Raw genomic sequence first — 20,278 nt, forward strand, 5'->3', positions numbered from 1 at the left:
CGAGCTCTTTTTGCTCAGCTTAAAATTATAAAGCAAAACTGCTGTAAAACACAGCATGAAGACGGCTTGCAGATTACAGGCCCAAGGTGGAAACCGGAAACCCAGAAGAACTTTCCCGGATTTTTTCATCCAGCATCTCCTTGAGTTGCACCGAACGCTCCCGGTCATACCCACAGGTTCCGATACTGCGTTGCGGGTCCAGTCGAAGCATTGTCCAAGTCCGACTCCAGATCGCACTGGGAAAATCGGGCGGGGCGGCGACACGACAAATCCAGCAGTCGATGATATGGCCCCAGGTTTTCCGCCACGTTACGAAGCGCGCATGGCTTCTTATTACCTCGTCATACCGAGTGGCTAACATGATCATGCGCCGGCCCGACGCCGCCCAGGCATGCAAGGATTCAACGACCGCGCGCTCGCACAAGGGCCAATCCTTGAACGTGGCATCACTTAAGATGATCTCTGACCAGCCCTCGCGAGCGGCCTGGGCAAAGGCATCTCGCACCAATTGCTCAAAGGCTTCGCGACCGGAAAACCGGCCACTGGCCAAGGTTGCAGGAAAGGTGCTCACCAATGGGTCAGGCTTCTCTGAGTCCATGCAACCATCCTGCGTCAGCCCAATCCTGCAGCAAGGAACGAGCTTCTGCGCTGGTCCGGCCCACATCTGGCTGACTGAGATAACGTTGATCGGCCAAACGTCGCATCAGCGTCGCATCGCGTCCGGATGCCCTGAAACTTTCGCCGTTGATGAAAATATGCCGGGCATCGAACATCATTTTCGTCCGACGATCAAGGCGCACTGGCCCCGCGGCTTGACCCGCCGGAGGTGTAGCGCCAGGCTCGGCGGCATCGAACCAGACATTGGCTTTGGGTTCCGTCAAATACTCACCCAAAGCACGCCCCAGCGCTTCGGGGTCTTTCAAAGCCCCTTGCAAGGCATCCCGCGCAAATTCGATCATTTGGGTCGGAATTTCTGCGGGCTGAACGACTGCCGCCTGGTGTGGATCTCGGTACACGGAAACGCCGACGAGGTCTTCTGCTTCCTCCGCCAGACGCTGCAACAGTTCGCGCGCCAGTTCACCCCGGCTGGGCGACCTGAAACCGATGGAATACGTCATGCATTCCCCCATGGCGATGCCGTCATGGGCATGCAGGAGCGGCAAGTACAACATATCCCCAGGCTCCAGCACAAACTCTTCTTCCGGCTCGAAATTGGCGAGAATTTTCAGCGGAACATCCGGCTGCAAGGTCTTGTCTTTTTGACGTCCAATCCGCCAGCGTCTGCGCCCATGCGCCTGCAGCAAGAAAACGTCGTAGCTGTCAAAGTGCGGGCCGACACCGCCGCCATCCGTGGCGTAACTGATCATCAGATCATCGAGTCGAGCGTCTGGCACAAACCGAAATTGATTTATCAAATCATAGACGGCATCGTGTTCGAGATCCACCCCTTGCACCAGCAAGGTCCAGCCCGGGCGCTTCAGGGCCGGCAAGGCACGCCGCTCAAAGGGCCCCTGCTTGAAGCGCCAACCCGGCTTCTCCCCTGGCTCCTGAATGACCAGGCGCGCCTGCGCGCCATCAAGGGCAGCCAACTCAAACAGTTCACCACGGTCCAGCAAGGGCTTGAAGTTGGCAATGGCTTGCCGCACCAACAATGGCTTTTTTTGCCAATGCCGTTTCATGAACAATTGGGGGCTCATCCCACCCAACAAGGGCAGGGCTTGATTGACATCCATACAAATCTCCAGACTAAAACCATTTACTTTTCAAACTGCGACAATTCTCCTATGGAAATCAAACAACAATGCGTGGTCGCTTTGACCTGGACCCTGAAAGATACCTTGGGCGAAGAACTTGACGTGCTCGACGAGCCGGTTGAGTTTTTGGTGGGGGGTGAAGATCTTTTTCAGATCATTGAAGAAGCTTTGCAGGGCCAAGAAGTCGGCGCGGAGATTGACATCCAAATTGAACCCGAACAAGGTTTCGGTGACTTCAATGATCAGTTGCTCTTCCTGGAATCGCGCGAACTCTTCCCTGCCGAACTGGAAGAAGGCATGACATTTGAAGGCGCGTCACTGCCAGCGGGTTGCAATCCGGACGCCCCCAGAGATGCGCTGTACACCGTCACCGAAATCTATCCAGAGCATGTCGTGCTGGACGGCAACCACCCGCTCGCAGGCATCGCTTTACGCCTGAGCCTGACGATTGAGGCCATCCGGGAAGCGACCGAAGAAGAAATTGGACGCGGCTCGGCCGGCACCGGGTTCTTCAAGATTCAACCCTTGCATGCAACGGCCCCCGGCAACGACACCCTGCATTAATTCAAGATTTTCCGGTCGAGCCGTAACCACCCTCGCCCCGCTCACTGGCCGGGAATTCGGTCACCACGTTGAACTGCGCTTGCACCACAGGAACAATGACCAACTGGGCAATGCGCTCCATCGGCGCAATGGTGAAGGCGACATCACTGCGGTTCCAGGCGCTCACCATGAGTTGGCCCTGGTAATCGCTGTCAACCAAACCAACCAGATTGCCGAGCACGATGCCATGCTTGTGGCCCAAACCGGATCGCGGCAGGATGATGGCGGCAAAGTTCGGATCCTGCAGGTAGATGGCAATGCCCGTCGGCACCAGTTGCCACGCATTGGGCTGCAAGGTCAGCGGCTCACTCAGACAGGCCCGCAAATCCAGCCCGGCACTGCCGGGTGTGGCATAGGCTGGCAACTGGTCTGCCATGCGGGCGTCCATGATCTTGACGTCAATTTTCATAAAATTAGCTTCTAGCCCTTATTCTTGTTGCGATGTCTGCTATTAGTTTACGAGCAAGCGCAAGCTTGGAATCACGGACCATTTCTTTGCTGCCCAGCTCGTCCACCAGCAGCAAAGCATTGTCATCCTGTCCAAAAGTGGCCGGACCGATATTCCCCACCAACAGGGGGACCCCTTTGCGCAGGCGTTTGGCCTGCGCGTTGGCCAGCAGATCCTGACTCTCGGCGGCAAAACCCACACAGTAAAGCGCACCAGAGCGGCCACGCGGCGACTGGGCCAGCGTGGCCAAGATGTCCGGGTTTTCCACGAACGTCAACTTAGGCACGTCGCCAGAGCCGTCTTTCTTGATTTTTTGCTCGGCCGAGTTGGCCGGACGCCAGTCCGCCACCGCCGCCGTCGCTATAAAAATAGTAGCATTCTGCGCATATTCGACGGCGGCTTGATGCATATTTTGTGCCGATTGGATGTCAATTCGGGTCACGCCACGCGGGGTGGCCAAGTGCACCGGCCCCGCAACCAGCGTCACTTCCGCCCCTGCCTCACGGGCAGCGCGGGCAATGGCAAAGCCCATTTTCCCGCTCGACAAATTGGTGATGCCGCGCACTGGGTCAATCGCTTCATAGGTCGGCCCGGCCGTGACCAGCACATGCTGCCCAGCCAGCGTTTTCGGCTGAAAAAATGCAATCACCTCGTCCAGCAACTCCTGCGGCTCCAGCATGCGGCCATCGCCCGTTTCGCCGCAGGCCTGATCGCCGCAGCCAACGTCAAAAATAGTGGCGCCGTCTGCTTTCAACTGCGTCACATTGCGCCGGGTAGCGGGATGGGTCCACATTTCGCGATTCATGGCCGGGGCCAGCAGCAAGGGCACGTTGTCCAGTGGCCGCGCCAGGCACATCAGGCTTAACAGATCATCCGCCCGCCCCTGCACAAGCTTGGCCATGAAATCGGCACTGCACGGGGCGATCAGAATCGCATCGGCCTCGCGACTCAGGTTGATGTGCGGCATGTTATTGGACGCCCGCGCATCCCACTGCGAGTCAAAAACAGGGCGCTGACTCAAGGCCTGCATGGTGACCGGCGTGATGAATTGCTCGGCCGCCTCGGTCATGACCACCTGCACGGTGGCCCCCTCTTTGAGCAATGCGCGGCACAACTCAGCCGCCTTGTAGCAAGCAATGCCACCGGTCAGGCCCAGAACAATGTGTTTTCCAGCAAGGTCATTCATTGGCAAAATGTAGCAGACTGTAATGTTGCCGGGATGTCGCACCCGAAGGGGCAGATCAGGCACCTATAATTGCTCTTTACCACCTCCCCGAGCTTGCAGCTCCCTCTGACATGACCAAATTTGTCTTCGTCACCGGCGGTGTGGTGTCTTCCCTTGGCAAGGGAATCGCCTCAGCCTCCTTAGCAGCGATTCTGGAATCGCGAGGCCTCACAGTCACTTTAATCAAGCTTGACCCGTACCTCAACGTCGATCCCGGCACCATGTCGCCTTTTCAACATGGCGAAGTGTTCGTCACTGAAGATGGCGCCGAAACCGATCTTGACCTTGGCCACTATGAGCGCTTTGTGGAATCACGCATGCGCAAGGCCAACAACTTCACCACCGGCCAAATCTACAAAAGCGTGTTGGAGAAAGAACGCCGCGGCGACTACCTGGGCAAAACGGTCCAGGTCATCCCCCACGTCACCAACGAAATCCAGGATTTCGTCCGACGCGGTGCCCGCATCGGCACGCCCGAAGCCGTGGATGTTGCCATTGTCGAAATTGGCGGCACGGTCGGCGACATTGAGTCGTTACCGTTCCTGGAAGCGGTGCGCCAGATGAGCCTGAAGCTGGGGCCCAACAACAGCGCTTTTGTGCATTTGAGCTACGTACCCTGGATCGCAGCGGCGGGTGAACTTAAAACCAAACCGACCCAGCACACCGCCAAGCAGTTGCGTGAAATCGGCATTCAGGCCGATGCACTGATCTGCCGGGCTGACCGGCCGATCCCGGAAGAAGAGCGGCAAAAAATCTCCCTCTTCTCCAACGTGCCGGACTGGGGCGTCATCTCCATGTGGGACGTCGACACCATCTACAAAGTGCCGCGCATGCTGCATGAGCAAGGTCTGGATGGTCTGATTTGCGACAAACTGCGCCTTAACACGCCGCCCGCTAATTTGAAGCGCTGGGACGATCTGGTGTACGAGATTGAACACCCGCAAGGCGAAGTCAATATCGCCATGGTCGGCAAGTACGTCGATTTGAGCGACAGCTACAAGTCGCTCAATGAAGCCCTGCGGCACGCTGGCATGAAAAATCATGTGCGGGTGAAGATTAACTACTTCGATTCCGAAACCATCACGCCGGACAGCGTGAAGCAACTGGCCAAGTTTGATGCCATTCTGGTGCCGGGCGGTTTCGGCATTCGCGGCGTTGAAGGCAAGATTTGCGCAGCTCGCTTTGCCCGGGAAAACAAGGTGCCTTATCTGGGCATCTGCCTGGGGATGCAGGTGGCCACGATCGAATTTGCCCGCCATGTGGCAGGCCTGAAAGACGCCAACAGTACCGAGTTCGAACCCAACAGCCCCAATCCCGTGATCGCTTTGATCACCGAATGGAAAGACGATGACGGCACGATCAAAATTCGTGACGAAAACTCCGACTTGGGTGGCACCATGCGTTTGGGCGCGCAAAGTTCTGACGTGGTCAAAGGCACGTTGGCGCACAAAATTTACGGCGACGTTGTCACCGAGCGCCACCGCCACCGCTACGAGGCCAATGTGAACTTCTTAGACACGCTGCGCAAGGCGGGGCTGGTGATTTCAGCCCTGACGCAACGTGAGCAGTTGACCGAAATTGTCGAGTTGCCACAGAACGTTCACCCCTGGTTCATGGGCGTGCAGTTTCACCCCGAGTTCAAGTCGACCCCGTGGGATGGGCATCCCCTGTTCAATGCCTTCGTCAAGGCGGCGCTGGACCACCAGGCTGCCGGCAAAAACTTGAAAGCGGTGGCCTGATGAAGCTGTGCGGATTTGACATTGGCTTGCAACAACGTTTCTTCCTCATTGCCGGCCCCTGCGTGATTGAATCAGAGCAGTTGCAGATGGACACGGCTGGCACCTTGAAGGAAATCACGACCAGCCTGGGCATTCCGTTTATCTTCAAGAGCAGCTTTGACAAGGCCAACCGCTCCAGCGGCAGCACGTTTCGCGGTCCCGGCATTGACAAGGGACTGGAAATTCTGGCCAAAATCAAGCGTGAACTCAACCTGCCCATTTTGACCGACATCCATTCGGAAGACCAGATCGCCCAAGTGGCCTCGGTGGTGGATGTCCTGCAAACCCCGGCTTTTTTGTGCCGCCAGACTGACTTCATTCGCGCCGTGGCGCAGTCGGGCCTGCCGGTCAATATCAAAAAAGGCCAGTTTTTGGCACCGGGTGACATGAAAAATGTGATCGACAAGGCACGGGCGGCGGCCCGTGAAAAAGGTCTGGAAGAAGACAACTTCATGGCCTGCGAGCGCGGCGCCAGCTTTGGCTACAACAACCTGGTTAGCGACATGCGTTCCCTGGCCATCATGCGCGAGACCGGAGCCCCTGTGGTGTTTGACGCCACCCACTCGGTTCAGCTGCCGGGCGGTCAAGGCACCAGCAGTGGTGGGCAACGCGAGATGGTGCCAGTGCTGGCGCGCGCCGCTGTGGCGGTAGGCGTCGCCGGCTTGTTCATGGAAACTCATCCGGACCCATCCAAAGCTTTGAGTGACGGACCCAATGCGGTGCCTCTCAAACACATGCGGGCCTTGCTGGAGACGCTGGTGGCCCTGGATGCTGTGACCAAGAAAAACGGCTTCCTTGAAAATAGTTTTTAGTTTTCCATCTTCGTATTATTTTTTGTTTTTGAAAGAAATCAATGAGTGCAATTGTTGACATCGTCGGTCGCGAAATTCTTGACTCCCGGGGCAACCCCACCGTGGAATGTGATGTGTTGCTGGAATCCGGCACCATGGGCCGTGCCGCCGTGCCGTCGGGCGCCTCCACCGGTAGCCGGGAAGCCATTGAACTGCGCGATGGCGACAAAAGCCGCTACTTGGGCAAGGGTGTCCTGAAAGCGGTTGAGCACATCAATACCGAAATTTCTGAAGCCGTGTTGGGCTTGGATGCCTCCGAGCAAGCCTTTTTGGACAAGACGCTGATCGATCTGGACGGCACCGAAAACAAATCGCGCCTGGGCGCCAATGCCATGCTGGCCGTCTCGATGGCGGTCGCGCGCGCTGCGGCTGAAGAGTCCGGCCTGCCGCTGTACCGCTACTTTGGTGGCATGGGCTCGATGCAGATGCCTGTGCCCATGATGAACGTGGTCAATGGCGGCGCGCACGCCAACAACAATCTGGATATCCAGGAGTTCATGATCATCCCGGTCGGCGCACCCAGCTTTCGCGAAGCTTTGCGCTACGGCGCCGAGGTGTTCCATGCCCTCAAGAAAATCATCCACGACAAGGGCATGAGTACCGCCGTGGGCGACGAAGGCGGTTTCACACCGAGCGTAGCCAGCCATGAAGCGGCGATCCTGTTGATCCTGGAAGCCATTGACAAGGCGGGCTTCACCGCTGGCGAGCAGATTGCCATCGGTCTTGATTGCGCAGCCAGCGAGTTCTACAAAGACGGCAAATACCATCTTGCAGGTGAAGGCTTGTCCTTGTCCTCTGAAGAGTGGACCAATGTGCTCGCGACCTGGGTGGACAAATACCCCATCATCAGCATCGAAGACGGCATGGCCGAAAACGACTGGGATGGCTGGAAAATCCTGACCGATCGTTTAGGCAAACAAGTCCAGATCGTGGGCGATGATCTGTTTGTCACCAACACCAAGATCTTTAAAGAAGGCATCGACAAGGGCATTGCCAACTCGATTCTGATCAAGATCAACCAGATCGGCACCCTGACCGAGACCTTTGCCGCCATCGAGATGGCCAAGCGCGCGGGCTACACCGCCGTCATCAGCCACCGTTCGGGCGAGACCGAGGACTCCACCATTGCCGACATCGCCGTGGGCACCAACGCGGGTCAGATCAAGACCGGCAGCTTGAGCCGTTCGGACCGCATGGCCAAGTACAACCAGCTGTTGCGCATTGAAGAAGACTTGGGTGACATCGCCACCTATCCCGGTCGCGCTGCTTTTTACAACCTGCGCTAAAGAGATGTTGGCCTCCACGTTGGCGGCTGTGCCGCTGCACTGTCCTCCGAGGGGGCTCAGGCCTCTTAGGGGCGGCCCGTCGGAGGCCTGACCTTGGGCAACCGCATTGTCCCGGTCGCTCTGATCGCACTGCTGGTGATTCTTCACGCGCAGTTGTGGTTCGGCCGCGGCAGTGTGCCGGTGGTGGCCCGCATGACAGCGCAACTCAATGCACAGAACCAGCAAAACCAACAAGCACTCCTGGCCAACAATCGGCTGGCCGCCGAAGTTCGGGACCTGAAGGAAGGCCTGGAAATGGTCGAAGAAAAAGCGCGAATGGAACTCGGCATGGTCAAGTCCAACGAGATTTACGTTCAAATCGCCAAGTAGCAGGCTGGCCGGCAATTCCGGGACTGCTCGAACACGGCATCGCATGCAACTTGATTCAACGTCACCCCTGAAAATTGCGGTTTTGGGCGCACCTGGCACTGGCAAAACGCAACTGGTGAGCGAACTCAGGCAACATTTAAGCGCGACGACGGCGAATAATGCAGTAGCTCCTGTGGTGCTTACCGATGCCCCACCCTTGATGGCCGCGATCTACGCCGACTTGCGGCACAGCGACTCGTCGCACCACGAGGTCGCGCTCGCCCAACACAAAATCTACGACTTGACGCTGGTCTGCGGACTCGACAATTTAGGCCCGTCTGCAAGACAAGCCTGCGATGGCGCGGACTCATACGAATCGATCGAAGCGCAGCTGCGAGAGGTGCTCACGCGCAACAAGATTGCCTACTCTGTGATTTATGGCCAGGGTCCCGCCCGCCTGAACACCGCGCTCAAAGCCATCGCCTCTTTACGCAACGAGAAGACCGAGGCGACAGGTCCGGGCCATTGGCATTGGGCTTGCGAAAAATGCAGCGACCCGGAATGTGAACAGCAGATGTTCACCCGTCAACTCAAAATTGGTCGCCGATAAAGAGGCTTACTGCACAGCCTCGCTCGAGGGTGGCAGGTCGCCAGTCACCCTGAAAATTTGAGCCACATCGATCGGATCAAAGTGGTATTGCAAGCCGCAGAATTCACAGCCAACTTCAATGTCACCGCGCTCCGCGAGGATACTTTGTGCTTCTTCAAGACCCAGCCCAAAAATCATCTTGCTCACACGTTCACGACTGCAGGTGCACGAAAAACGTGGCGCTGCTTCGCCCGCCAGCGGCTCAAAGCGTGTCAAGGTCTCTTCCCAAAACAGGCGCCGGAGAACGGTCTCCACATCCAGTGTCAAAAGCTCTTCGCGCTTCAAGGTCGAGGCGAGGATGGCAATACGGTTGTAGTGCTCGTTGATGCCAATTTCATCTTCATTGGCTTGACTCACCAGACTTCCCGCCAAGTTGCCGCTCCCCGCCATCGGCAAGCGCTGAATCAACAGCCCGGCCGCCACTTTGTCGTCGGCGGCCAACACCAGCGTCGTGTCAAGCTGCTCGCTCTGCAGCATGTAGTGCTCCAGCACTTCGCTCAACTTCTCAAGCTTCTCCCGCTCATCCCCGAACAAAGGCACGACACCTTGATACGGTTGCTGTCCCGGAAAGCGGGTCTTGGGGTCCAGCGTGATGGCACATTTCCCCTCGTTGTTAACATTGACCAATTCGCTTAGCGAAGCATCGGCCGCAATATCGCCAATCACCGTGGCCGTGGCCCGTAACCCGAAATCAGGCTGAACCTCCACCACGGCCAGCTTGACCGGTCCATCGCCAAAGATCTGCAAAATCAATGAGCCGTTGAACTTGATGTTCGACTGCATCAGGGTAGCGGCGGCCACCATTTCCCCCAGCATGTTTTGCACCGGCAGTGGGTAAGCGCCTGCCGCACTGCCAGAGGCATGGCGACGCAGAACTTCAGTCCACGCATCAGTCAGGCGAACCAGGACGCCGCGCACCGGCAGGCCATCAAATAGAAACTTATGAATTTCAGACACGCACTTTTCCGTTCACATTCAAAACATCAATCATTGAAACAATCACTGCCAATAATCAGGCAATTTTTCTCAACCCGGCGCGATAACGCTGGGCATTGGCAACGTAGTGCTGGGCACTGAGCAACAAGCCTTCCAACTGCGCGGGCGTGAGCTGGCGCACCACCTTGGCCGGACTCCCCATGATCATCGAACCATCCGGAAATTCCTTTCCTTCTGTCACCAAAGAACCGGCTCCGACAAGACAACCCTTGCCGATTTTTGCCCCATTGAGAACCACCGCACCGATACCGATCAAGGAGCCGTCACCAATCGTGCAGCCATGCAGCATGACCTGGTGCCCGACCGTCACGTCGTCACCCAACGTCAACGGCATGCCCACATCCGCATGCAAGACGCTCATATCCTGAATATTGGTGCGCCGGCCAATCCGGATGGTGTCCATATCACCCCGAATCACGGCACCAAACCAAACGCTGGCGTCGTCCGCCAGCTCGACATTCCCCATTACCTGGGCACTGTCCGCAACCCAGACCGAGTCTGCAATCCGGGGGGCCGCGCCGTCAAGTTCGTAGATCGCCATATGGATTCCATTTCTTCAGATTTTCTAGAATTGTAAGGATGGAATCTCAAACATGCCAAACTCAGCACAACGAATGACGCGCCAGGAGATACCGGCCTCCGTACGGCAGCGTCAACTGGGCCCCATGCTCCTTAAAATGAACGGTCACACCTTCCTGGCATCTCATGTCAAACACACCTGAAATCGACCCGGCATCGGAAACGTTGCCGCAAAACTCTATCGCCATCGCGCGTCAAGCCATTCTTGACCACAATCGTGACGTTTTTGGCTATGAGTTATTTGACCGCTCACTGGCTTCAACCACCCACACCGCTGCGAGTGATGCCGCGATGCTGTTCAATGTTCTGTCGCACGCCGACAGCGAGGTATTGATTGACCGAAAAAATATCTTTATCAATTGCACCCATGAAACGCTGGCCGGTGGCCATCTGGAATTGATTCAACCTGACCGGGTGGTTCTGGAGATACCGCCTTTAGCCGTCGCGGCCACCGATGAAATCGAGGCGCGTTTGCAGACGCTGACCGACATGGCCAAACGGGGCTTCCGGCTCGCCTTCGACCACACCGTATTGACCCGGCCTTACGCCAGCTGGCTGCCCCTGGCCTCGTTCATCAAACTTGATCTCTCCAAGCTCCCGCCCGAGGCCGTCAGTTCGGTCATCCACCTGGCGCAAACAAGCTCTACCGCCCAACTCATTGCGGAAAAAGTAGAGACCGCCGCGCAATTCGAACAGGTGGCGGGCTTGGGACTGAAACTGTTTCAGGGCTACTGGTTTGCAAAACCGGTTCTCTTCACCGGGCAAACCGTGCGCCCGGCGCAGGCGGCCATCATCCAGCTGATCAACCTGGTGCGCAAGCAGGCCAGCACCGCCGAAATTGAAGAAGTTCTCAAAAGGGACCCCACGCTGTCATTCAACCTTCTCCGCTTTATCAATTCATCGGGGTTTGGACTGAGTTGCGAGATCACCTCCTTTCGCCATGCGGTGATGATTCTCGGCCTAAAAAAGCTGTTTCGATGGGCGGCGCTGTTATTGACCACCTCCCGCACCACCGGTGTCGCGCCAGCCGTCGGCAACATGGCCGTTGTCCGCGGCCGATTGATGGAGCTGCTGGCAACTGAGCTATTGCCCCCGGACGAATGCGACAACGCCTTTGTTGTCGGCGTATTTTCCTTGCTCGACACCATGCTGGGCATTCCGCTGGAAAAGGCACTGGAGTCGATCTCCCTGCCGGAAACCGTGGTCAATGCGCTGCTGCATCACACAGGCGTTCTGGCCCCGTTTCTGGAATTAACCAAGGCCTGCGAAAACGCCGATGACGAGGCGTTTGGCAGAACGGCGGACGCCCTTCATTTGAACAACCGACAGGTGAACTGGGCGCATCTGCAAGCCCTGGCCTGGGCCGAAACGCTCGCGGACTAAAACGCCCGCCGATCAAAATTCACCCCGCGCTAACCGCGGGGATGATGCTGGGCATGCAAGGACTTCAACCGTTCGCGGGCCACATGGGTGTAGATGGTCGTGGTTGAAATATCGGCATGCCCCAGCAGCATCTGCACTGCACGCAAATCAGCACCATGGTTCAGCAGATGCGTGGCAAAAGCATGGCGCAAGGTGTGCGGTGACAAAGGTGCCGTGATGCCCGCGCTCACGGCATACTTTTTAACAATCATCCAGAACATCACCCGGCTCATGGCCGAGCCGGCATTGACGCCCCGCAGCGTCACAAACAGGTCTTCGGTCTGCTTGCCCGCCAGCAGGCCCGGGCGTGCCCCGGTCAGGTATCGACTGAGCCAGGCACTGGCCACCTCGCCAAAAGGAACCAGCCGTTCCTTGTTGCCTTTGCCAAACACACGCAGTACGTTTTCTGACAGACTCACATTGAACACCTTGAGTGTCACCAGCTCACTGACACGCAGGCCGCTGGCATACATCAGCTCCAGCATGGTGCGGTCGCGCACGCCCAGCGGCGTGCTGGTATCAGGCGCCGCCAGCAACGCTTCGACCTGCGATTCCGTCAACGTTTTGGGCACTCGCAAGGCCTGTTTGGCCGCCTGCAGTTTCAGCGTCGGATCAGAAACAATCAGGTGCTCGCGCAAGGCCCAGCGGAAGTAGCGCTTGAAAACCGTCAGTCGCCGGTTGGCCGTGGTGGCCTTGGTGGTGCTGTGCTGGGCGGCAAAATACCCGTTCAGGTCGTTCTCGGATGTATCGATCAACACCCGCTCCCTCCCCTGCAACCAGGCGGCATACAGTGTCAGGTCACGTCGATAGGCTGCAAGGGTGTTTTTGGACAAGCCCTCCTCCAGCCACAAGGCGTCAATGAAGGCGTCGATGGCCGCCGCAGCCGGCAGTGCACCGGTCCTCACTCGAGCGTGAGGCGAGACGACTCAACCACTTTTTTGTAAACGTCAAACTCGGCCTTGATCTGCGCGGCGAACTGCTCGGGCGTGTTGGCAATGATGATGGAACCGGTGTCTTCGATCCGCTTTTTCACCGCCGGGTCTTCCAATGCTTTGCGCACGCCGGCATTGATTTTGTCCACCACTTCTTTCGACATTCCTTTGGGGCCATAAATGCCGTAATAAGCCATGCGGTTCACCGGCTCCAGCCCCACCTCCTTGAAGGTCGGCACATTCGGCAATTGAGACAGCCGCTGCGGTGCTGCCACCACGATCGGCACCAGGCGGTTGCTTTGGATGAACGGCAAGGCCGACGGCAGGTTGTCAAAGGTCATCAGCACCTGGCCCGCAACGGTGTCGTTCAGGGCCGGGCCCGCGCCGCGGTAAGGAATATGGGTGACAAAAGTACCGCTCAAATTTTTGTACAACTCCATCTGCAGGTGCCCGATGCCGCCCGTACCCGACGACGAATACGAGTATTTGCCAGGATTCTTCTTCAGTTCAGCGACAAAGCCTTTGTAGTCTTTCGCCGGGAAACTGGGGTGCACCGCAATCACATTGGGGGTTGCGGCAATGTTGATGATGGGGGTGAAATCGGTCAGCGGGTTGTACGGCGTGCGCGGGTTGATCGCGGGATTGGCCGCCGTGGTGGACACGGTGGCCATGCCCAGTGAGTAGCCATCCGGCGCGGCCTTGGCCGTGTCGTTGGCACCGATCACACCGCCACCGCCAGCCCGGTTTTCCACCACGACCGTCTGGCCCAAGGCTTTGCCCAGCGCGTCTGAAATCGTGCGGGCAATGATGTCGGTGGTACCACCCGGTGCAAAAGGCACCTGCAGCTTGATGACCTTGTTGGGATAACCCTGTGCCATGGCGGCACCCGTAACAACGAGCAGGCTCAAAGCGAATAGTGTTCGACGATGCATGATGGATGGACTCCTCAGGTACTGAATTGAAAAAATTCAAGGGTCAGTTTAGCGTCGCACTGCCCCGTCTGGCGGTGTTTGATCCCTAGGGGCAAACCCTCAAGGCGACAGCACTCACCGCAAGACCCGCCCTATCGGAATGAGAGCGGGCTGGTATTCTCGACGCGTGAATTACGCCCAACTCTTGTTCCCCGACTTCTCTCTGATCCTGTGCGGCTACCTGGTGTGCCGCTACACGGCCCTGAATCGCACGGTGTGGGCGCAGGTCGAGACCCTGGTCTATTTCCTGTTCTTCCCGGTCCTGCTGTTTCACTCGATAGTGAAAAGCCCACTGGACATCAGCGCCACCTCCAGCCTGATCGGTGCCGGCTGGGCCATGATGTTCATTGGCATCGCCCTCGCCTATTCACTCCCTTATTGGCCGTGGCTGGGCCGACACATCGGTCGCCGGGAGCACGCCGCCACCGCCCAGGTGGCTTTCCGTTTCAATTCATTTATCGGCCTGGCATTGGCCGACCGTTTGGCGGGGCCGCAGGGGTCGCTGCTGATTGCGGTCCTGATCGGCGTCTGCGTGCCGCTGACCAACGTGGCCGCCGTGTGGCCCATGGTCCGCCATGCAGAGCGCGGCTTCCTGCGCGAACTGGTGCGCAACCCGCTCATCATCGGCACGGCCTCCGGCCTGGCGGCCAACCTGCTGGGCTTTACGCTGCCGGTCTGGCTGGAGCCGACGGTCTCCCGCATCGGCGCAGCCTCTCTGGCGCTGGGCCTGATGGCGGCGGGCGCCGGCATGCAGTTTGGTGCGTTGCGCCGAGAGAAAACCCTGGCGGTCGCAGCGCTGGCGATCCGCCATTTCTTGCTGCCGCTGGCGGCACTGGGGTTAGCACACCTGTTTCAGCTCGACTTGGTGCAAACCACCGTGCTGCTGGCTTTTTCGGCCTTGCCGACGGCCTCCAGCTGCTATGTGTTGGCAGCACGCATGGGCTATGACGGCGGCTATGTCGCGGGACTGGTCACGCTGTCCACCGTCATGGGCATGATCAGCTTGCCGTTTGCGCTGGGCGTGTTGCAGGCGCTTTAGCCACGTATTACCATTTGATGTTTGGCCCAAAGCCGGAACACCGCAGGAACCCTTGATGACTCACTCGACACAAAACGCCAATCACACCCCGCCAAAGCCGCCTGAACTTTCTTTCTTGCGTCGCATCCCGATCGCCTTCGGCGCGTTTTTTCACATTTTGTCGAGCGCCGAATTTGCAGCCCGTGTTGATGGTTTGCAACCAGGCCATGCGCCAGCACCCACTCCAGCGCCAGCGCCAGCCCCGGCGGCCGTGACAGCGGTGCCGTTTAAGGAAGCCACGCCCGATGCCGCCCTGCAGCTGCTGGGCTTGTTGCAGCGGGAGGCCCGCCTGATCGACTTCACCCAGGAGAACCTGAGCAGCTACTCCGACGCTGACATCGGCGGCGCCGCCCGCGTGGTGCATGAGGGCTGTTGCAAGGTGCTGCGCGAGCACTTCACTATCACGCCAGTGCGCCCGGAGCTTGAGGGCAGCCGCATTACCCTCAACGACGGCTTCGACGCCCGCGCCGTGCGCTTGACCGGCAATGTGGTCGGCCAGGCACCGTTTCAAGGTAGCCTCAGCCACCGCGGCTGGCGTGCCACCGAGACACGCCTGCCCAAGCTGACGGAGAGCCATGACGTCACCGTACTGGCCCAGGCCGAGGTGGAGCTGTGAGCGAACCCCGATTTTCCATCGGCATCGACCTGGGCACCACCCACTGCGCCCTCGCCTATGTGGACATGGCCGCCAGCGACGGCGAAACCACCAGTTACGGCGTGCTTGATATTCCCCAGCTCACTGCCCCCGGCGCGGTGGAATCCCTGCCCTTGCTGCCGTCCTTTTTGTACCTGCCGCACGCGAACGAGTTGGCAAGTGGTGACCTGAACCTGCCCTGGTCCAGCACGCAGGACTTTACCGTCGGCGAGTTTGCCCGGGCCCGCGGCGCGCTCACGCCGATTCGCCTCGTTTCCAGCGCCAAAAGCTGGCTTTGCCACCCCGGCGTCGACCGCCGCTCCGCCATCTTGCCCAACGATGCACCGGCGGAAGTGGCCCGCGTCTCGCCGCTGGAGGCCTCCACCCGCTACCTGGCCCATTTGCGCCAGGCTTGGGACCACGTCCACCCGGAGGCGCCGTTTGACCAGCAGGATGTGACTGTGACCATCCCGGCCTCGTTCGACCCGGCCGCACGCGAACTCACCGCCGAAGCGGCCCGTGCAGCGGGCTACAGCAACCTGACCCTGCTGGAGGAACCACAGGCCGCGCTCTACAACTGGATTCAAGGCAGCAATGGGCGCTGGCGCAAAGACGTGAAGCCGGGCGACATCATTCTGGTGATTGACGTCGGCGGCGGCACCAGCGATTTCTCATTGATCGCGGTGCTGGAACGCGAAGGCCAGCTGGAACTGCACCGGGTGGCGGTGGGCGACCACATCCTGCTCGGTGGCGACAACATGGACCTGACACTGGCGCATGTCGTGGCCCGCAAGCTGGCCGCGGAGGGCAAGACACTCGACCCCTGGCAAATGCGGGCGCTCACCTACGCCTGCCGCAGCGCCAAAGAAAACCTCTTGAGCGATGCTGCGCTTACAACGCAATCCATCGTGGTGCCCAGTCGCGGCTCCAAACTGATTGGCGGCTCCATTCGCACCGAACTCACGCAAACCGAAGTGCGCACCACCATTCTGGAAGGTTTCTTCCCCGCCGTCGATGCCGCCACGCGTCCGACCAGCCGCACCCGCAGCGGCCTGACGCAACTCGGCCTGCCCTACGCGCAAGACGCTGGCGTCACCCGTCACCTGGCTGCCCTGCTGGGCCGTCAGGCTGGCGCCACCGCCGAGCTCGAAGGCTTTGCCGGCCAGATCAATGCCGACGCCAGCTTTTTGCACCCCACCGCCGTGCTGTTCAACGGTGGTGTTTTTAAATCCACCATCCTGTCGGAGCGCACCCTGGGCACGCTCAACCACTGGCTGACCGCAGAGCAGGCCGAGCCGGCGCGCGAACTGGCCGGCGCCGACATGGACCTGGCGGTGGCTCGCGGTGCCGCCTACTACGGTTATGTGCGCCGGGGTCAAGGCGTGCGCATTCGCGGCGGCACGGCCCGCGCCTATTACGTCGCGGTGGAATCCAGCATGCCCGCCATTCCCGGCATGGCGCCGCCGGTGCAAGCCCTGTGCGTGGCGCCGTTTGGCATGGAAGAAGGCGTCGAGGCCGATTTGCTGGCGCAGGAATTTGGCCTGGTCGTGGGCGAGCCGGTGCATTTGCGCTTCTTTGGCTCCTCCGTGCGCCGACAAGACCAACTCGGCACCCTGCTCGACTTCTGGCAACCCGAAGAACTGCAAGAGCTGGGCGAAATTCAGGCCACGCTACCCGCCGAAGGCCGCCGGGTCGGCGAAATCGTGCAAGTCAAACTGCGCGCCATTGCCTCAGAGACCGGCACGCTGGAACTGACCGCCGTCGCCACCCAGGGCGGTGAACGCTGGAAGGTCGAGTTCGACGTGCGCGGCAACAGCTAGCGCCCGCGCTGATGCACCAGTACTTGGTTGGCATTGACCTCGGCACCACCAACACGGTGGTCGCCTACGCGCCGGTCGCCCAACCACCGGGCCGGGGCCAGCGCGCGGCACCGGCCGAGATCAAGCTGTTTGAGATGGAGCAGCTGATCGCGCCGGGTCAGGTCGCCGCCCGGCCCTTGCTGCCCTCGGTGCGCTACCACGCCGCGCCGGGCGAAATTGCTGAAGGTGAGTTGCAATTGCCCTGGCCCACTGGTGACGATGCGGCGCGGGCCCCGGTCGTGATGGGGCAATGGGCGCGTCAACTGGGCGCGCAAGTGCCGGGCCGCCTGGTGAGTAGCGCCAAAAGCTGGTTATCCCACACCGCCGTGGACCGCTTGGCGCCGATCCTGCCGTGGGGCGCGCCCGCCGAGGGGCCCAAGGTTTCGCCGGTGGAGGCCAGCGCCAGCTATTTGAGCTATGTGCGCGCCGCCTGGAACGCACAGCATCCACAAAGCCCGCTGGAACAGCAAGACATTGTGCTGACCGTGCCGGCGTCGTTTGACGAAGGCGCGCGCGCCCTGACCCTGAGCGCCGCCCGCCAGGCCGGGCTGCCGAAGCTGCGCCTGCTGGAAGAACCGCAGGCGGTGTTTTACGACTGGCTGCTGCGCCACCGCAGCAGCTTGGCTGACGAACTGGCGCAGACCCGGCTGGTGCTGGTGTGTGATGTGGGCGGCGGCACCACCGACCTCAGCCTGATCAAAGTCGAGTTGCTGGACGGCCAGCCGCAACTGACCCGCATTGGGGTCGGCAAGCACTTGATGCTGGGCGGCGACAACATGGACCTGGCGCTGGCACACGCGGTCGAGGCTCGCATGGCAGCAAGCGCCCCGGCGGCGAACCAGCTCTCGGCCAGCCGGCTGGCCCAGTTGATGGAACGCTGCCGCGCCGCCAAAGAGCAATTACTGGCGGCCGATGCCCCGGCGCAAACGCAAGTCACCCTGCTCGGTGGTGGCGCCCGCATGATTGGCGGCAGCCGCTCGGTGACGCTCACGCGCGACGAGGTGGTGGCGCTCCTGGTGGACGGCTTTTTTCCGCAGGTGGCAATCAGTGAGCCGGCCAAGGAAGGCCGCAGCGGCATCGTGGCGTTTGGCCTGCCCTACGCCCGCGACCCGGCCATCACCCGCCACATTGCCGACTTTCTGCGGCAACACGCGCAAGCCATGCCCGACACCCTGCTGCTCAACGGCGGCGTGTTTCGGGCCGACGCGCTGGTGCAGCGGCTGGCACACACCCTGGAAGACTGGCGCGGTGCCCCGCTGCGCCTGCTGCACAACGACAACCCCGACGTGGCGGTGGCACGCGGCGCCGTGGCCTACGCACTGGCACAACAAGGACTGGCACCCAGCATCGGTGGCGGCTCGGCACGCAGCTACTTTTTGCGGCTGGATGACGGGGCGGCGCCAACGGACTCGGACAAGCAAGACACGCAAGGCGGAAGCGGCCGCACGTCCTCTCAACGCGGCATTTGCATCTTGCCGCGCGGCAGCGAGCCAGGCCAGGAAGTCTTGCTCAAAAACCGCACCTTTGCCCTGCGCGTCGGGCAACCGGTGCGCTTTAACCTGCTGAGCACCACCGCCGAGACCGACCACAAGCCACCCCAAGCCGGTGAACTGGTCATGCTGGCGGACGACAATTTTGTGCGGCTACCGCCAATTGCTATTGTTTTAGAAGCTACTCCCGCAACAAACACGGGGGCTACAGCCCCATTTGATCAAAAAAATATCGCCGTGCAGCTGGCCACCTCGCTCACCGAAGTCGGCACCCTGGAGATGCACTGCGTCAGCCTGGCCGACCCGCGCCAGCGCTGGCTGCTCGAATTTGACTTGCGCCATACACCCAACGGCGTTAACGCCGCCACTGGCAGCGACCCCATGATGGCCGCCCGCTTGCGCGAGGCGGTTGACAAAATCGACCGCATTTTTGGCCCCGGCAGCAAACCGGTGACCGCCAAAGAAGTGAAACAACTGCGCGCCCAACTGGAGCACATCCTGGGTGAGCGCGAGCGCTGGGCCACGCCTGAATTGCGCTACTTATTCGACGCCTTGTGGGCGCGTGCGCGCGGTCGTCGCCGCTCGGCGGAGCACGAACGGGTCTGGCTCAATCTGGCCGGTTACTGCCTGCGCCCCGGCTTTGGCGATGCGCTGGACGCATGGCGTGTGCAGCAACTCTGGACCCAGTTCGCGCCCGGCGTGCAGTTCGCCAGCGACAAACAGGTCTGCGTCGAATGGTGGACGCTGTGGCGCCGTGTGGCGGGCGGCCTCGCTGCCCCCGAGCAACTGCGCCTGCTTGATGACTTTGCCTTTAACCTGCACCAGAACGAACAGGGCAGCGACGACAGCGTGACCAAACCGGTCAAGGGCAGCGATGAAGACATGCTGCGCCTGGGTGCCTCGCTGGAACGCATTCCAGTGGCCTACAAGGTGGAGATTGGTGAATGGCTGCTCGGTCGTATCCATAAATCGATGGCCGCAGCAGTCCAAGGTCGCAGCGTGGAGGCCGCCAGTGACGCCCGCAATCTGTGGGCCTTGGGCCGCATCGGTGCGCGCCAGCCGTTTTACGGCAACACGCACGATGTCGTGCCGGCCGAGACCGCCGTCGCATGGGTGGAGACGCTGCTGGCGCTGGACTGGAAACATTTGGAACCCGCTGCCTTTGCCGCGACGCACCTGGCCCGCATGACCAACGACCGCACGCGCGACCTGCCGCTCGCTTTGCGCGAACGCATCATGGCGCGCCTGGTCGCCATCAACGCGCCATCGATCTGGATCGACATGGTGCGTCAACGCGTCGAACTGGACGCCGCGACCGAGCGCCGCGTGCTGGGCGAATCGTTGCCACCGGGATTGAAGCTGATGGCGTGAGGGA

At 60.1% G+C, this 20,278-nt stretch carries 19 protein-coding genes; 11 read left to right on the plus strand and 8 right to left on the minus strand.

Annotation, left to right across the window (positions count from 1 at the left end; translation table 11 throughout):
- Positions 1-73: 73 nt before the first annotated feature.
- Together HHJ17_RS06250 and HHJ17_RS06255 are read right to left on the minus strand one after the other, a co-directional pair.
- Complete coding sequence (locus tag HHJ17_RS06250) at positions 74-598, minus strand: hypothetical protein (protein ID WP_296499037.1); 525 nt, start codon at positions 596-598, stop codon at positions 74-76.
- Positions 579-1,733 carry a cupin domain-containing protein gene (locus tag HHJ17_RS06255; protein WP_296499040.1) on the minus strand — a complete coding sequence of 385 codons (1,155 nt, stop codon included), beginning with the start codon at positions 1,731-1,733 and terminating at the stop codon, positions 579-581. Before HHJ17_RS06255 ends, HHJ17_RS06250 begins: the two co-directional genes overlap by 20 nt.
- A 51-nt stretch (positions 1,734-1,784) precedes the next feature.
- On the opposite strand from HHJ17_RS06255, the gene HHJ17_RS06260 reads away from it, so the two are divergent.
- Entirely contained in the window at positions 1,785-2,318 is a 534-nt protein-coding gene (locus HHJ17_RS06260; RefSeq protein WP_296499042.1) for an FKBP-type peptidyl-prolyl cis-trans isomerase, read from the plus strand.
- A 1-nt stretch (position 2,319) separates the two neighbouring features.
- Here HHJ17_RS06260 and dut read toward each other — a convergent pair whose 3' ends face one another.
- Both dut and coaBC read right to left on the minus strand, forming a co-directional pair.
- Positions 2,320-2,766: a dUTP diphosphatase gene (gene dut / locus HHJ17_RS06265; protein WP_296499044.1), complete on the minus strand. Its 447-nt coding sequence runs from the start codon at positions 2,764-2,766 to the stop codon at positions 2,320-2,322.
- Between the two features lie 4 nt (positions 2,767-2,770).
- A complete protein-coding gene (gene coaBC / locus HHJ17_RS06270; protein WP_296499046.1) occupies positions 2,771-3,991 on the minus strand; it encodes a bifunctional phosphopantothenoylcysteine decarboxylase/phosphopantothenate--cysteine ligase CoaBC in 1,221 nt (406 codons plus the stop codon).
- 110 nt (positions 3,992-4,101) lie between these two features.
- Here coaBC and HHJ17_RS06275 point away from each other — a divergent pair, with 110 nt between their 5' ends.
- The 5 genes from HHJ17_RS06275 to HHJ17_RS06295 all read left to right on the plus strand — a co-directional run bounded on the left by HHJ17_RS06275 (position 4,102) and on the right by HHJ17_RS06295 (position 8,903).
- A complete protein-coding gene (locus HHJ17_RS06275) occupies positions 4,102-5,769 on the plus strand; it encodes a CTP synthase (RefSeq protein ID WP_296499048.1) in 1,668 nt (555 codons plus the stop codon).
- Positions 5,769-6,620: a 3-deoxy-8-phosphooctulonate synthase gene (gene kdsA, locus HHJ17_RS06280; RefSeq protein WP_296499049.1), complete on the plus strand. Its 852-nt coding sequence runs from the start codon at positions 5,769-5,771 to the stop codon at positions 6,618-6,620. The genes HHJ17_RS06275 and kdsA overlap by 1 nt, the downstream gene beginning before the upstream one ends.
- Before the next feature lie 41 nt (positions 6,621-6,661).
- Positions 6,662-7,945: a phosphopyruvate hydratase gene (eno, locus tag HHJ17_RS06285; protein ID WP_296499051.1), complete on the plus strand. Its 1,284-nt coding sequence runs from the start codon at positions 6,662-6,664 to the stop codon at positions 7,943-7,945.
- Between the two features lie 93 nt (positions 7,946-8,038).
- The gene (locus tag HHJ17_RS06290) at positions 8,039-8,314 is read left to right on the plus strand and encodes a septum formation initiator family protein (protein WP_296499053.1); all 276 of its coding nucleotides are present in this window, start codon (positions 8,039-8,041) and stop codon (positions 8,312-8,314) included.
- Positions 8,315-8,357: 43 nt separating this feature from the next.
- Entirely contained in the window at positions 8,358-8,903 is a 546-nt protein-coding gene (locus tag HHJ17_RS06295) for a hypothetical protein (RefSeq protein WP_296499055.1), read from the plus strand.
- A gap of 6 nt (positions 8,904-8,909) precedes the next feature.
- Here the strand turns inward: HHJ17_RS06295 and HHJ17_RS06300 are convergent, their stop codons facing one another.
- Positions 8,910-9,899 (minus strand): Hsp33 family molecular chaperone HslO, encoded by a 990-nt coding sequence (locus tag HHJ17_RS06300; RefSeq protein ID WP_296499057.1) that lies wholly within the window; start codon positions 9,897-9,899, stop codon positions 8,910-8,912.
- A gap of 55 nt (positions 9,900-9,954) precedes the next feature.
- Positions 9,955-10,479 carry a gamma carbonic anhydrase family protein gene (locus tag HHJ17_RS06305; protein ID WP_296499060.1) on the minus strand — a complete coding sequence of 175 codons (525 nt, stop codon included), beginning with the start codon at positions 10,477-10,479 and terminating at the stop codon, positions 9,955-9,957.
- A 164-nt stretch (positions 10,480-10,643) separates the two neighbouring features.
- Between HHJ17_RS06305 and HHJ17_RS06310 the strand changes: the two genes are divergently transcribed.
- The gene (locus HHJ17_RS06310; protein WP_296499063.1) at positions 10,644-11,900 is read left to right on the plus strand and encodes an HDOD domain-containing protein; all 1,257 of its coding nucleotides are present in this window, start codon (positions 10,644-10,646) and stop codon (positions 11,898-11,900) included.
- Positions 11,901-11,929: 29 nt separating this feature from the next.
- Here HHJ17_RS06310 and xerD read toward each other — a convergent pair whose 3' ends face one another.
- Entirely contained in the window at positions 11,930-12,844 is a 915-nt protein-coding gene (gene xerD, locus HHJ17_RS06315) for a site-specific tyrosine recombinase XerD (protein ID WP_296499066.1), read from the minus strand.
- Positions 12,841-13,803, minus strand: a complete 963-nt coding sequence (locus HHJ17_RS06320) for a tripartite tricarboxylate transporter substrate binding protein BugE (protein WP_296505264.1) — start codon at positions 13,801-13,803, stop codon at positions 12,841-12,843. Before HHJ17_RS06320 ends, xerD begins: the two co-directional genes overlap by 4 nt.
- Before the next feature lie 166 nt (positions 13,804-13,969).
- On the opposite strand from HHJ17_RS06320, the gene HHJ17_RS06325 reads away from it, so the two are divergent.
- From HHJ17_RS06325 to HHJ17_RS06340, 4 genes are read left to right on the plus strand one after another with little or no spacing between them, the layout of a single operon-like run.
- Positions 13,970-14,881: an AEC family transporter gene (locus HHJ17_RS06325; RefSeq protein WP_296505266.1), complete on the plus strand. Its 912-nt coding sequence runs from the start codon at positions 13,970-13,972 to the stop codon at positions 14,879-14,881.
- 55 nt (positions 14,882-14,936) lie between these two features.
- Positions 14,937-15,536, plus strand: coding sequence for a DUF2760 domain-containing protein (locus tag HHJ17_RS06330; protein ID WP_296505268.1), 600 nt, complete (start codon positions 14,937-14,939; stop codon positions 15,534-15,536).
- Positions 15,533-17,374 carry an Hsp70 family protein gene (locus HHJ17_RS06335; RefSeq protein ID WP_296505269.1) on the plus strand — a complete coding sequence of 614 codons (1,842 nt, stop codon included), beginning with the start codon at positions 15,533-15,535 and terminating at the stop codon, positions 17,372-17,374. The genes HHJ17_RS06330 and HHJ17_RS06335 overlap by 4 nt, the downstream gene beginning before the upstream one ends.
- A gap of 11 nt (positions 17,375-17,385) precedes the next feature.
- Positions 17,386-20,274, plus strand: a complete 2,889-nt coding sequence (locus tag HHJ17_RS06340; RefSeq protein WP_296505270.1) for an Hsp70 family protein — start codon at positions 17,386-17,388, stop codon at positions 20,272-20,274.
- The last annotated feature ends 4 nt before the right edge of the window (positions 20,275-20,278 follow it).

Source organism: Rhodoferax sp. (genome assembly GCF_012927445.1).
Taxonomy (GTDB): Bacteria; Pseudomonadota; Gammaproteobacteria; order Burkholderiales; family Burkholderiaceae_C; genus Rhodoferax.